The following is a 12067-nucleotide window of genomic DNA, read 5'->3' on the forward strand; positions in this document are numbered from 1 at the left end:
ACCGGAGAAATGGGCTCAAATGAGAGGGACATGGCAATTCACCTCTGAAAACTGGGGAGATTGCTCTTAAAATAGCCGAGGTGATCCCAGTCAAGGTTTACCAACAGTATCCGACCAAATATTTGCCAGCTTGAACTGGAGTAAAGGATTTGCAGCCCTCTCATGGAAATAATAAAGCACTCTTCAGCTATAGGTTGTAGAGCGCGCTTTAAGAGCGATCGCCCCGTTGAATACACTGCATACAAACATTGAACAAGACGAGCACTGATGCAATTTCAATCGGAATTTGCAGTGGCAGCGGAGCCGCAATCAGCCCAGCCAGGATGAAACCTAAACCAACAAAAATAGAGACAATCAGAATCACCTCATCGTCAAATAGCTTCAGACCAACCCATAAGGTGCCAAACCCAAGTGCCCAAAAGATGAAGTGATTCATGGAGTGATGACTAGTTGTGGTTTTTATGATGTCATCTAATGCTTACATCATTTGGCGAATCGGACGCACGATCACTTCGTTCACATCGACATCATCTGGCTGGGACACCGCATACAAGACCGCTCTGGCAATCGCATCTGAAGTTAACGCTGTTTTGCGGAGTTCTTGCAAAAAACCTTTGGATGCATCATCTGTAATATCAGAGCCGAGTTCCGTCTCAACCACGCCGGGGGATATGGTGGTGACGCGGATATTGTTTGACTCCTGCCGCAGTCCCTCAGAGAGGGCCCAAACTGCATATTTGGTCGCGCAATAGACTGCAGCAGTGGGCGCTACCGCATGGGCCGCAATGGACGCAGTATTGATGAATTGTCCACCACCTTGTGCTTCCATGATGGGCAGCCCCGCCGCAATGCCATTCAATACACCGTGGATGTTCACGTTAATCATGTGGTCCCATTCCTCGACCTTCAAGGCATTCATCGGCGATAGGGGCATGACGCCTGCATTGTTAAAGATCACATCGACACGACCAAATTTGTCTTTGGCGAAGTGAATGAATGCTTTCACATCTTCGCGATCGGTGACATCTAGCGCTTTGAACTCCGCTGTGCCACCTTGTTTACGGATCTCTTCGACAATCTTTTCTAACTTTTCGGTGCGCCGCGCCCCTAGAACCACCTTTGCACCGTTCTCAGCCAGCAATTTAGCACTAGCTTCCCCAATGCCGCTACTGGCTCCGGTGATCGCAATGACTTTGTTCTCTACGTTCATCATGGTGTAGTTTCTGTTTGTTTCGATTAGTGTGAATTAAAGAAACATGCCGCCAAAGGCTTCAATTCTCTGAGCATTCACCCAGCAGTTGTCTTTAGCTAGTAAAGCTGCGGTTGCAGCGACAATATCTTCGGCTTCTGCTCCGTTGCCCGATACGTCACAATGACATTAGTCCCTTTTGGGCAAGCGACAAAGCGGTATTTTACCCAACCCTCGGCTCGCTCCGGTTATTCAAGCGATTTCTATCATGTCTGGTGTCATTGCCTTATCCTTTCACCACTTTCTCGACTGGGCTCATCATAGGCTCAAGGAGATTAGCGCTAAATACACAAACCTCGCATGTCATTGCCTAATCCTCTCAAGTAAATTTTGCTAAGTGAGAATACTCTCTATAATGAGCGCATGAGCACGGCTGAATCAACCAGGAAGCCAGCATGGTGATTGAAATACTGAAGCCCAATCAAGCCAAGAATGCGTGTCAAGAACTGGCAGCATTAGTGACTCGGCACACCAATGTTAAGGGGGATGGTATCCACAAAACCACTATCCCTCACTTGGAATTTATGCGGGAATCTGTTGTCTCTACCGCGATGTGTGGTGTGGCTGAACCAGTTCTCGGTATCGTTGTTCAGGGCAGAAAGGAAGCGTTGCTAGGTGAGGAAGCTTATCAGTATGGCGTAGCTCAATATCTAGTGGTCTCAGTGGATTTGCCGCTCAGTGGATTTGTGGTGGAAGCGACACCAGACAAGCCGTATTTGGGATTCAAGCTGAACTTAGACCCAGTCCAACTCTGCGATATTATTGCCCATACCCAACTTGGCCCAGATAGAAAAGAAAACTCAGTGAGAGGCTTGTTCATTAGCGATGCTGATGCACCGTTGATTAATTGTGCTATCAGGCTCACACAGCTTTTAGACACGCCACAGGATATTCCATTCCTGGCACCGATGATGATTCGCGAGATCTACTACCGCCTTTTAACAGGTGAACAGGGTGAAGCCGTCCGCCAAATTGCTACATCTGGCAGCAATATGCAGCGCGTGGCTGAGGTAATTAAACGAATCAAAGCTGATTTCACCCAGTCGCTGCGGGTTGAGGAGCTCGCCGCGCAAGCAAATATGTCTCCGGCATCGTTTCACCGCCACTTCAAGCAAGTTACCTCCATGAGCCCGCTGCAATATCAAAAACAGTTGAGGCTATTGGAAGCACGTCGGCTGATGCTTGCCGAGAATGCTGATGCAACCAACGCTGCCTATCAGGTTGGTTATGAAAGCCCTTCACAGTTCAGCCGTGAATATTCTCGCCTGTTTGGTGCGCCGCCGATTAAGGACATTGAACGTTTACGCATCACCTAAACATGGCGTTGCTGAAACGGTAATGAACGAAGCTAAGCTGGCAGCGGTACCATTCGATATCTCAAAGAGTGGAGCAGCGAGTGTTCTCTCCCTCCCCCCGAGTCATAGAGGTTTTGCTGAGGGTCTGGTCCCCTACCTCAATGAACCTGGGATAGACCCTCCAGCCATCTGTAACAAACTAAGAGAGCGATCGCTGCCTTGCCTACTCCCCTTTCATCCATTTATAGAAAAGTTTGAAACAGGCTCAATCTACCTGTACTACAACGAGCTGGACTAATTTTGGCCTAAAAAATCCAAAAACACCCGTACTACAAGCGTAATCTTGGGTGTTTCTAGAGCCTGCAACCCTCATTCCATCGTTGAGTTATTGCGTCCCCCGCAATTAAGATTTAGGGCGATCGCCCCATTCGTGTGCCGCCAGGGTATCAAAAAAGGGTCCTTTTTTGATAGGGCTTTGACTCACAACTCCGACCCTGATTTAAGGTTGTTTCAGCCTCGTTAATTTATACTCCTTTTTCCATAGTCCTTGATGGCTCAGTACGTCATCGATGAGCGCCGCTTTACAAGAAGGGCATAAAAGCCTACCGTGTCAAACGACAGTAGTTGTGAGTTCGACAGGCTCATTAATGACGGGCAGCACTTGGGTATGCAGGCTCCTTTAAGCCCAGATATTGCTGCCAAAATAGGGTAGATGTCATCTCTTTGGCAGCGCCCTTCCAGTCTCTAGTGACAGATGACCATTCCGCTCCAGATTTAGCAGCAACTTCAAACCATCTAACCAAAAGCTGAGTCCCAGCTAATTGGTCAACCTCACTTTGACTCTCATAACTGCGACTCAGCTTCAGGATACTAAGATGCAAGAGTTCTGGCTCAGAATTTTTGATAAAATCTGGCCCCTTGAGATAGTCTTCAAACGCTTTGATCAGCATTTGGGCGCGATCGTAATCTGAGCTGTCTACAGAATGAATAATTGCTTTTGTGAAATGGCTGACTGTATGACTATATTCAGGTGCGAAATGAATGGCGTAGGTAATTAAGTCATTGCGAGCATAATAATAGGTTTCCCAATTCAAATTCTTTGCAGAGGCAGGTTGATGCCACACGGCGATCGTGGGAAACGTGACAATGGGGCTACCCACCAAATTTTTGATTCTGAGACAAAACTCGATATCATCTATTTTGATAAAGAGCGGCAGTGGCAACTTGATTTTCTCAACTAACTTTTTAGAGAAAGAGAAAAACCAAAATCCTCCATAGTCTGCATCTGCTTCGATTAGCAAATTGTTGAGAGAATCAGCGTTTCGTAAATCAATATTATGATTAAGAGCAGTTAATGAGCCCGGTGCAAATCCTCTGGTTTTAGAGTCTTCGTTATAAGTTGCTCCTGCTTCGTACAAAACATGCTTTTTATGCAGGTTCAACAAGCCACCAGCGACAGCAAAATCGCTCTTTGCATATTCGTGTAAAGCAAATAGTCTATAAATACATTCGCTTTCCAACTCAATATCATCATCCATCAACAGAAAATGAGAGTAAACGTTTTCCTCTAAAGCTTCAACTAACCCCCTGGTAAAACCGCCACTTCCGCCCGCATTGATGTTGGGAATCAGTTTTAGTCTTGATTGTTTAAAGTTATTTTTGTCTAACGTTCTACCGTTATCAACAACAAATACTTTAAACTCCTGATCTTGCAACAGTTCATCTTGCAAGATAGCAGCTAATGTATTCTTGACGTAATCTTCTTTCTTAAAGGTGCAAATAACAATTCCTAACGAGATTTCTCTGGCTTTAGGCTCATCCGTTGCTATCCAACCACCTTCAAAGATTCCCTGTTCGCTTAGGCACATTATTTCAACGTAGATTCTGCCTGCATTGCTGTCTTGCAGAAGAGTGATGGGTGAAATTTCTACTGGATTTGAGGATCGACATTGTTCAAAACTCTCTTCAGAAATTGCCTCTTTTTCGCTGCTGCCGCTAACTTCCCTATATACAGAAATTTTGAAATCACCTTCAAGCTTCAGCCGATAGTAGACAGAACGAAGCGTTGTATATTTAACATAAAAGCTTTCATAAAATGAATTGAAATAAGAGTTTGAAGATACAACACCTCCCCGACGCAGCACGACTTTTCTGTTGTTTTCTGGTTGGTCACCTTCTGAATATTCTATCGAGACAGTTTCATTACACTGGAGGTATAAATCAGAGACGTCGGCTAATTTCGGAAGCTTGATTCCACCTACTACGGTCATGGAGTATTTACCTACTTTCTTTGTCAAATCACTTTTTTGATAGGCAGAGCAACCTGGCTGAGGCTGCTTTGTTGCTGCAATTTTTGCTACCTAATTTTCTCTGCTCAATAGAGTGCATATTACTTTGGAAAGTGCATCACTTGAGGGACAGAGCGATAAGGTAGCTAAAAGCTTGTAGCGTCTAGATTAAGCATTTCAAGATTTGAGTACAAATACTTGTCTAAGGTTCTTAATACCCTGACTTAAGGTATCGAACGAGCATTAACATAGAATCAACCCCTCGATTGATTTTCTATACTTAACAAGTTTTGTGTAGAAGATTTGACGGCCTGTAATTAGGCTAATGATGCTGAAGCTTGTAATGCTGAATACCCTTTAAAGAATGATATTTGCCATAAGCAATGTCTAAGGCAGAGGTGGGAAAACTCAGATTAGAGTATCGCGATCGCAACTTAGCGCGTGCTGCTCAGCCTGTTGTTCATACACCCGCTGGAGAAAATTTAGGAAAAGACGGTTCTACAAAGCTAAGGGCATTCAAGGACTTGCGGTTCTCGGTTTTAGGCTCTCTTCACTTCTTAGCACTTCATGAACAGTAGAATTAACATCGTCCCTGCCATCAGGCTGAATGAAGCCTCTCTGTCTCGCTTTGTTAATAACGTGCGTGTCCCTCAATACGATCGCCATCAACTCACCAATGGAATTGTGCATATTGGAGTGGGTGGATTTCATCGGGCGCACCAAGCGGTCTACCTTGATCGTTATTTTCAGCAGACGCGCGATCGCCGTTGGGGCATCTGTGGGGTTGGATTAATGGAACAAGATCAGCGACTGCGCGATGCGTTCCAAACACAAGATTGTTTATATACCCTAGTAGAGCGAGACCCTGCTGGTGATTCAGCTCAGATCATCGGCTCGATCAATCAATACTTATTTGCACCTGATCACCGTCAAGCGGTAATTGCAGCACTGGCAGCACCGGAGTGCTGCATCGTCACGCTGACGATTACCGAAGCGGGGTACTACTACATTGAGGGCAGCGGCAACTTCGATGTGGACCATCCGACAATTCAGCATGATCTGCACCATCCTGAAGCGCCGATCGGCACCTTTGGCTTTTTGAGTGCTGCCTTGGAGCGCCGCCGTCAACAAGGGCTACCCCCCTTTACCGTGTTGTCGTGCGACAACTTGCAAGGCAACGGCACAATCACACGGAATATGCTGTCGGCTTTTGCCGAACTGCGCAATCCTGCCTTAGGACGTTGGATTGCTGAAAACGTGGCATTTCCAAACAGTATGGTCGATCGCATTACGCCAGTGACGACTGAATTAGACAGAAGGATGGTCACGGAACAGTTTGGGATTGATGATGATGCTCCAGTTGTGGCAGAGTCATTTATCCAATGGGTGATTGAAGATTCCTTCAGTGCTGGCAGACCCGATTGGGAAATGGTTGGCGTCCAAATGACCAGCGATGTTCATCCTTATGAACTGATTAAAATTCGCTTGTTGAATGCCAGCCACGTCCTGATTGGCTATCTCGGATTACTAGCAGGCTATGATTACGTCCATGAAGTCATGGCTGATCCTGTTTTCCGGCAAGCGGTGATCAACTTGATGGAAGAGGTGACATCGGTACTACAGCCTGTACCTGGCATTGATCTGGGCGACTACAAGAAAACGCTCGTTGCCCGATTTGCCAATCCTAAAATTCAGGACCAACTGCCGCGCCTCTGTCTCAATGGTTCAGCCAAACTGCCAAAATTTATTCTCGGATCACTGCGCGACCAGTTACGGCGGGGTGGGAAGATCGAGTACCTGAGCTTGGCGGTTGCTGCCTGGTGTCGCTATCTCGGTGGTCAGGATGACCAAGGTGACGCGATCGCCATTAATGACCCCTTAGCAGACCTGCTCAAGCAACAAACTCGCATCGGTGGATTAGATCCCAGACCCTTACTCAGCCTGTCTGAGATTTTTGGAGAAGATCTGCCACAGGAACCCCGTTTCGTCGAGGCAGTGACCGATGCTTTAGGGAAACTATATAAGCTTGGCTCCAGAGCAACATTGGTTGAGTTAGCTCCGAGCAACCAAGTCGCTCGCTAGGGCCACTGCACCCCACAAAGGTGCTTCATCTCCTAGGGCAGCGGGCACAACTTCAAAGTTCACCTCTGGTAAGGCAGTCTCTCTGGCAACGCGGTGTACAGGTTCCCAAAAGTGTTCACCTGCTTTGGTCACACCACCCCCTAGCACAAATCGCTGGGGATTGATTAAGTTCGCCGTGTTGCCAATGCCGACTCCCAAGGCCCATCCCGCCGTTTCCAGCGTTTCTCTGGCAAGTTCATCGCCTTGAGTGGCTGCTTGACTAATGATCTGAGCTGTAACTGCTTCCAGGTCATTGCCCACTAAATCTCGTATCCCCTGCCCTCGATCAGGAGAATGCTGCAAGGTTTCTCGAACCTGTTGAGCCATATAGGGACCTGAAGTGAGCCGCTCCAGACATCCCCGCTTACCACACAGGCAAAGTGGACCGTTTGGATCGATCACAGTATGACCAATTTCCCCCGCCATTCCTTCTGCACCTCGCCAGGGATAGCCGTTCAAAATCCAGCCGCCGCCAACGCCTGTACTGATCGTGATGTACATTAAACTGTCATAGCCTTGCCCTGCTCCAAAGCGATACTCACCCAGGGCGGCTACGTTGGCGTCATTGTCCACGCTGGCGGCAGCACCAAATTCTTTGGATAGCAAGGAGGCTAAAGGGATGTTCTCCCAACCTGGCACGTGATGCGAGAGCCGTACCCCTCCTGTAGAGGCATCAACGGGACCGCCAAAACTGACACCAATCGCTGTGGGTTGGGCATCTTGCAGCAGCTCGTGAATCAGCGATCGCATCACTTCTAAATCAGTTTGAGCGTTCGCACCTGGAGGTGAAAGCGTCCGTCGGTGAGCGAGCCACTGTTTCTCACCCGCTTTTAATAGAGCTGCTGCATGCTTTGTGCCGCCAAAATCGAGTGCCAAGAGTAAGGGAGCCGTAGACTCAAGCGTAGACATGATTGTTGATCTCCGATCGCTTATCCTGCTGCCTCTGCCAGTAACGGGATCAAATCAGGCATTTGCTCAATAATCTGTTGAGCACCCGCTGCTTGAAGTGCAGAAGCACGACTGCTACGTTCGCTCTCACTGATATGCGTTCCACCGACATAGCCGACGACCTGGGGAATTCCAGCTGCAACCGCAGATTTGACTCCGCTGAGCGAATCTTCCACCGCTACACAACCCAAAATGTCAGCATTGAGACACTTGGCTGCGTGCAAATAAATGTCTGGCAGGGGTTTGGGTCGCCGAACTGGGAGAGAGTCATGGGCGCTAAAGGTGCGATCGTCAGGGAAATAGCCAGTCAATTCAGAGGCAGTTAGACAAGCACTCAACCGTCGGAGGCTACTGTTACTGACGAGGGCAAACTCCAGCCCGCGATCGCCTAGATCAGCCAAGACTGCTGGTGTGCCTTCAGTGGCTCTCGCTTCTACATTAAGTTGCGCGATCGCTCGATTTTCTTCCTCGGTGACGAGTCGCTCAATATCTGCCTCACTCAACGCAGTGGACGAATCTGCATAGAGCTGCACCAATATTTCTTCATAAGGTTTCCCAGCGAAGCGTTTAACAAACTCAGTTAGATCATAGAGCTGGGCACCAGGAAACTCAGAAGCAATCTCAGTCGTTAGCTTCCATGCGCTTTTGAGGGCAATGGTTTCGCTATCAACCACTGTTCCATCATGGTCAAACAGGATCACCTTAGGCGGCTGAAGCAAATTCATTTTGAAGCATCTCCTCACTGTAATATTTCAGGGTAGTGGATAGCCCATGAGCCCGAAGATCTCGCAACGCTTGATTGCATTCCCGATCAATGACCTCTGTGCATTTGCAACTCTCTAATCCAGTGATCTGGCTGAGCGCTGCACCCGATTGAGTGGTTGCCAGAACGTTCGGCTTATCTTTGGCATGATAGGGCAGGCCTGCCTCGATCGCGCTCTCTCTGACGGCAAGCATCCAGGCTGCAACCGGAAGAATTAGCCGCTTTATGTTGACATTCTGACGGTAGGCATCTTGAAGAATCGGCACAATATATTTGCCTAATTTTCTGGAGGTTTCTGCCGAAACTCGCTCAATCGTATCGGGCATTGCTTCGTTACTCAGCCTGACTAACACCTGTGACCTGTATTCTTCACACATGGAACGAGGCACAGGCGTTGCTGCGGCAATGTCGTCCATGAGTAGTTGAGTAAACAAGTGAAATTCTGGTAGCCTGACCGTCTCATGCACATACTCAATCCCCGCTCTGACTGCTAAGCAAGCAACGAAGGAGTGCACTGCATTCAGGAATCTCGACTTCATGTATAGAAAGGGAGTGATGTCGTTCGTCATAATCACGCCCGTATCTTCCCAGGAGGGTCGATCGCCGCTGAAGTTGTCTTCCACGACAAACTGCCAAAACGGTTCTGTGACGATGGGGGAGCGATCGCGAACTTGCAATAGTCGGCAAGGATAGTCATAGTCAGATTCGTCTTCTTGAGGCACAATCCTGTCTACAACTGTGTTAGGAAATGTCGCCTGATTTCTAATGTAGGCGGCAAGCTGCGGATCAACCTGCTCAGCATAGGTGAGGACGGCTCTTTGCATAATCTCTCCATTTCTTGGTAGGTTGTCGCAAGAGAGAGTGGTAAACGGAGCCATGCCTCGATCGCGGCGGCGACGGAGAGCCTCGACAATAAAGCCAATCGCAGTCGTAGGAGTGAAAGGATTGCCAAGATCACGTGCGATCGTTTCATTGGCAGTATCGAGATTAAAATCTTTATCTAGACAGTAACCTGCTTGAGTCACCGTCAGCGTTACGAGATGCACAGCCGGAGAGGTCATCAAATCAAGCACATATTCTTGTTCTTGGGTGCCATCAACAATCTCGTTAATTGAACCGATGAGTTCCGCTGACTCATGATTTTCATCAGAGTGATGCCGCTCGATCAAGCTGTAGAGAAAGTTCTGCGGTTCCAATGCCATCATGGTGCGTCGGCTCCTCAGGCTAACGCCACAAATACCCCATCGCTGGTCTTGAAATCTCTTCTGTGCGAGGTAGTGATGGATGATACGGGCAAGGTGTCCTCTAAAAAAACGACCCGGTCCGAAATGGACGATTCCTGTCTTAAGGGCCTTTCGATTGTAGGGAGACTGTTGCTTCCACAAATCAGTTATGGTGCCGAGGGGAGCTATCACTGAGCTTTGGGATTCTGTTTGGGGTAACACCGAACGAGTCAGTGGCGAAGTGTAGCTAGTCATAACATTCCTAGATGTGAAAGGTGTAGGAGGGATAAAAAGTGTTGTAGACGTGACAAACTAACTACTCCGCCACAAGCTGACGGTGTAGGAAAATGGGAAACGTTTTGTTCGTAAGCCTCTGGCTTATCGAGATCCAAAATTCTGCTACAGAGCAGCAAAAACTCTACTCTCAACGATTGAATCTTTGAGAAAACTTAGCTCATTGAAATGGTTAAAAGCGACCGCATTGCCTTCCTATCCAGGTTCTACAAAATGGCAATGACAAATTGTGGCCTATTAAAAACAAGGATTACGAATGAATTAAGGATGAAAGCCAGGATACCGATTAAAGCAATTTGAGCAAAGCTACACAGACAGAATCATGAAATCTCGCAAATTCTTGACCTACTCTTTTAATTCAGTTACCAGATCTGTTTTTGAATATCTTAATGCACACTTTTCTATTCTCTTCGGAGACTTTAAATGGTTGTATTAAATGAATTTCTGGTAATCGATATTTGCAGTTCCTCAACCGCTCAATTTGCCCTTACATGCTATTTACGAGCACCAGCTTCTGCTATCCATCCTTAGATGAATCCTTGCTATCCATCTCTGGTGAAATCCAGAAATTATTTAACGTATTTGGCTATACTAACTTTCCTAACAATCTAATATGAGGCAAACTTTCGCTGTCAGAGGCTTTTCTCTGAACTCGACTTTATCCTTAACCTAAGAGAGGGGTAATGTTCTAGACGTGTGGAAATGAGGAAGAATAAAACCAGTGATGTTTCCTGAATTGAGCTATGGTTTTGGAGCCAGTTCTTTGTCCAGATTGTGGCAGCACTGATATCGTGAGGCACGGTCGCTCTAGTGCCGGGAAACCTCGCTACAAATGTCGCAATCAGGATTGCCAGCGCAGCACCTTTATTCGCAGTTATACCTACCGAGGCTATCTGCTAGAAGTCAAACAACAGATTGGGGAAATGGCACTCAATGGCAGCGGGATACGCGATACTGCACGAATGCTCAACATTAGCCCAACTACTGTCATTGAGTCGTTAAAAAAAACATCGCTACTTGAGTGCGATGAATGAAGCTCGTTTAGCCGAGATGGAACCCAATCAGACGATTGTACAGTTGGCTCAGTGGCAAGAGGTTGAAGCAGAAGTCGACGAGATGTGGAGCTTTGTTCAATCCAAAGGGCAACAGCGTTGGCTGTGGCATGCCATCGACCACGACACAGGAGAAGTATTGGCATATGTGTTGTCAGACCATAAAGACACAGCATTTGTGCAACTCAAAGCCCTGTTAGAAGCCTTTGGCATCACCCAGTCTTACACGGATGATTGGGGCGCTTATCAACGATTGCTCCATCCTGCTTTTCACACTGTAGGTAAAGCCAATACTCAGACAATTGAGCACAAGCATCTCACCTTACGTACCAGAATAAAACGGCTGGCTCGCAAAACCATTTGCTTCTCCAAGTCCATCTGGTTGCATGATGTAGTCATTGGACTGTTCATCAATCGCTAGGAGTTTGGATTATCCATCTAACCCTCGCTCCACATGTCTAGAACATTACCGAGCGATCGCACTGATTAGGGGCTGAACGGGTGATGTCAAAGTGAGGGAGAAGCACACGTCTCTCAATGGAACCAGTGGATCACACATGATTCATACTACATAAGCCAGTGGTATGTTCGCTACCTTAGAGCCTTCTAAACTCAGTTTGGTTTGAGCAGGTTGATGATCTCGCTCACGAATCGTTCTATCTCTAACGGTTTTGTCAGGTGCGTCTGAAAACCAGCTTGCATGGCTCTTTTTCGGTCAATGTCTGCAGCATAAGCCGTCAGGGCGATCGCTGGGACCGTACCGCCTTGAGTCGGAGGACGCGAGCGAATCTGTTGCATGAGTGTGTAGCCATCCATTTCTGCCATGCCAATATC

The 12067-nt window shown here is 47.4% G+C and carries 11 protein-coding genes and 1 pseudogene; 4 read left to right on the forward strand and 8 right to left on the reverse strand.

Annotated elements, in window-relative coordinates; genetic code table 11:
* Positions 1-208: 208 nt before the first annotated feature.
* Together NDA01_RS29395 and NDA01_RS29400 are read right to left on the reverse strand one after the other, a co-directional pair.
* Positions 209-436, reverse strand: coding sequence for a hypothetical protein (locus NDA01_RS29395; RefSeq protein WP_348230803.1), 228 nt, complete (start codon positions 434-436; stop codon positions 209-211).
* A gap of 42 nt (positions 437-478) precedes the next feature.
* On the reverse strand, positions 479-1213 hold the full coding sequence (locus NDA01_RS29400) for an SDR family oxidoreductase (RefSeq protein WP_348230804.1): 735 nt from the start codon (positions 1211-1213) through the stop codon (positions 479-481).
* A gap of 431 nt (positions 1214-1644) precedes the next feature.
* On the opposite strand from NDA01_RS29400, the gene NDA01_RS29405 reads away from it, so the two are divergent.
* Positions 1645-2565 carry an AraC family transcriptional regulator gene (locus NDA01_RS29405; protein WP_348230805.1) on the forward strand — a complete coding sequence of 307 codons (921 nt, stop codon included), beginning with the start codon at positions 1645-1647 and terminating at the stop codon, positions 2563-2565.
* A gap of 76 nt (positions 2566-2641) precedes the next feature.
* Here the strand turns inward: NDA01_RS29405 and NDA01_RS29410 are convergent.
* Both NDA01_RS29410 and NDA01_RS29415 read right to left on the reverse strand, forming a co-directional pair.
* A pseudogene (locus NDA01_RS29410) lies at positions 2642-2743 on the reverse strand (IS1 family transposase); the annotation flags it as partial.
* A gap of 445 nt (positions 2744-3188) precedes the next feature.
* Positions 3189-4814, reverse strand: a complete 1626-nt coding sequence (locus NDA01_RS29415; protein ID WP_348230806.1) for a glycosyltransferase — start codon at positions 4812-4814, stop codon at positions 3189-3191.
* A gap of 401 nt (positions 4815-5215) precedes the next feature.
* Here NDA01_RS29415 and NDA01_RS29420 point away from each other — a divergent pair, with 401 nt between their 5' ends.
* Both NDA01_RS29420 and NDA01_RS29425 read left to right on the forward strand, forming a co-directional pair.
* Positions 5216-5410, forward strand: a complete 195-nt coding sequence (locus NDA01_RS29420) for a hypothetical protein (RefSeq protein WP_348230807.1) — start codon at positions 5216-5218, stop codon at positions 5408-5410.
* Positions 5400-6914: a mannitol dehydrogenase family protein gene (locus tag NDA01_RS29425; RefSeq protein ID WP_348230808.1), complete on the forward strand. Its 1515-nt coding sequence runs from the start codon at positions 5400-5402 to the stop codon at positions 6912-6914. Before NDA01_RS29420 ends, NDA01_RS29425 begins: the two co-directional genes overlap by 11 nt.
* Here NDA01_RS29425 and NDA01_RS29430 read toward each other — a convergent pair.
* From NDA01_RS29430 to NDA01_RS29440, 3 genes are read right to left on the reverse strand one after another with little or no spacing between them, the layout of a single operon-like run.
* The gene (locus NDA01_RS29430) at positions 6885-7862 is read right to left on the reverse strand and encodes an ROK family protein (RefSeq protein WP_348230809.1); all 978 of its coding nucleotides are present in this window, start codon (positions 7860-7862) and stop codon (positions 6885-6887) included. The genes NDA01_RS29425 and NDA01_RS29430 overlap by 30 nt on opposite strands.
* A 20-nt stretch (positions 7863-7882) precedes the next feature.
* On the reverse strand, positions 7883-8626 hold the full coding sequence (locus NDA01_RS29435; RefSeq protein ID WP_348230810.1) for an HAD family hydrolase: 744 nt from the start codon (positions 8624-8626) through the stop codon (positions 7883-7885).
* Entirely contained in the window at positions 8604-10142 is a 1539-nt protein-coding gene (locus NDA01_RS29440) for a mannitol dehydrogenase family protein (protein ID WP_348230811.1), read from the reverse strand. The genes NDA01_RS29435 and NDA01_RS29440 overlap by 23 nt, the downstream gene beginning before the upstream one ends.
* Before the next feature lie 782 nt (positions 10143-10924).
* Between NDA01_RS29440 and NDA01_RS32140 the strand changes: the two genes are divergently transcribed.
* Positions 10925-11654, forward strand: a protein-coding gene (locus NDA01_RS32140; protein WP_431193574.1) for an IS1 family transposase whose coding sequence is annotated in 2 segments (ribosomal slippage) — positions 10925-11182 and positions 11184-11654 — 729 coding nt in all. Because the reading frame shifts where the segments join, the coding sequence is not laid out codon by codon here.
* 191 nt (positions 11655-11845) lie between these two features.
* Here NDA01_RS32140 and NDA01_RS29455 read toward each other — a convergent pair.
* Positions 11846-12067 (reverse strand): response regulator (locus tag NDA01_RS29455; protein WP_348230814.1); only part of this gene is annotated, 222 nt, incomplete at its 5' end.

It is taken from the genome of Trichocoleus desertorum AS-A10, assembly GCF_039962155.1.
Classification (GTDB): Bacteria; Cyanobacteriota; Cyanobacteriia; order FACHB-46; family FACHB-46; genus Trichocoleus.

What these genes read in the sequence shown, in the direction of transcription:
- NDA01_RS29415 (WP_348230806.1), bottom strand. Translation starts at nt 4,814, where the DNA reads ATGACCGTAGTAGGTGGAATCAAGCTTCCGAAATTAGCCGACGTCTCT.
- NDA01_RS29440 (WP_348230811.1), bottom strand. Translation starts at nt 10,142, where the DNA reads ATGACTAGCTACACTTCGCCACTGACTCGTTCGGTGTTACCCCAAACA.
- NDA01_RS29405 (WP_348230805.1), top strand. Translation starts at nt 1,645, where the DNA reads ATGGTGATTGAAATACTGAAGCCCAATCAAGCCAAGAATGCGTGTCAA.
- NDA01_RS29400 (WP_348230804.1), bottom strand. Translation starts at nt 1,213, where the DNA reads ATGATGAACGTAGAGAACAAAGTCATTGCGATCACCGGAGCCAGTAGC.
- NDA01_RS29430 (WP_348230809.1), bottom strand. Translation starts at nt 7,862, where the DNA reads ATGTCTACGCTTGAGTCTACGGCTCCCTTACTCTTGGCACTCGATTTT.
- NDA01_RS29420 (WP_348230807.1), top strand. Translation starts at nt 5,216, where the DNA reads ATGTCTAAGGCAGAGGTGGGAAAACTCAGATTAGAGTATCGCGATCGC.
- NDA01_RS29425 (WP_348230808.1), top strand. Translation starts at nt 5,400, where the DNA reads ATGAACAGTAGAATTAACATCGTCCCTGCCATCAGGCTGAATGAAGCC.
- NDA01_RS29435 (WP_348230810.1), bottom strand. Translation starts at nt 8,626, where the DNA reads ATGAATTTGCTTCAGCCGCCTAAGGTGATCCTGTTTGACCATGATGGA.
- NDA01_RS29395 (WP_348230803.1), bottom strand. Translation starts at nt 436, where the DNA reads ATGAATCACTTCATCTTTTGGGCACTTGGGTTTGGCACCTTATGGGTT.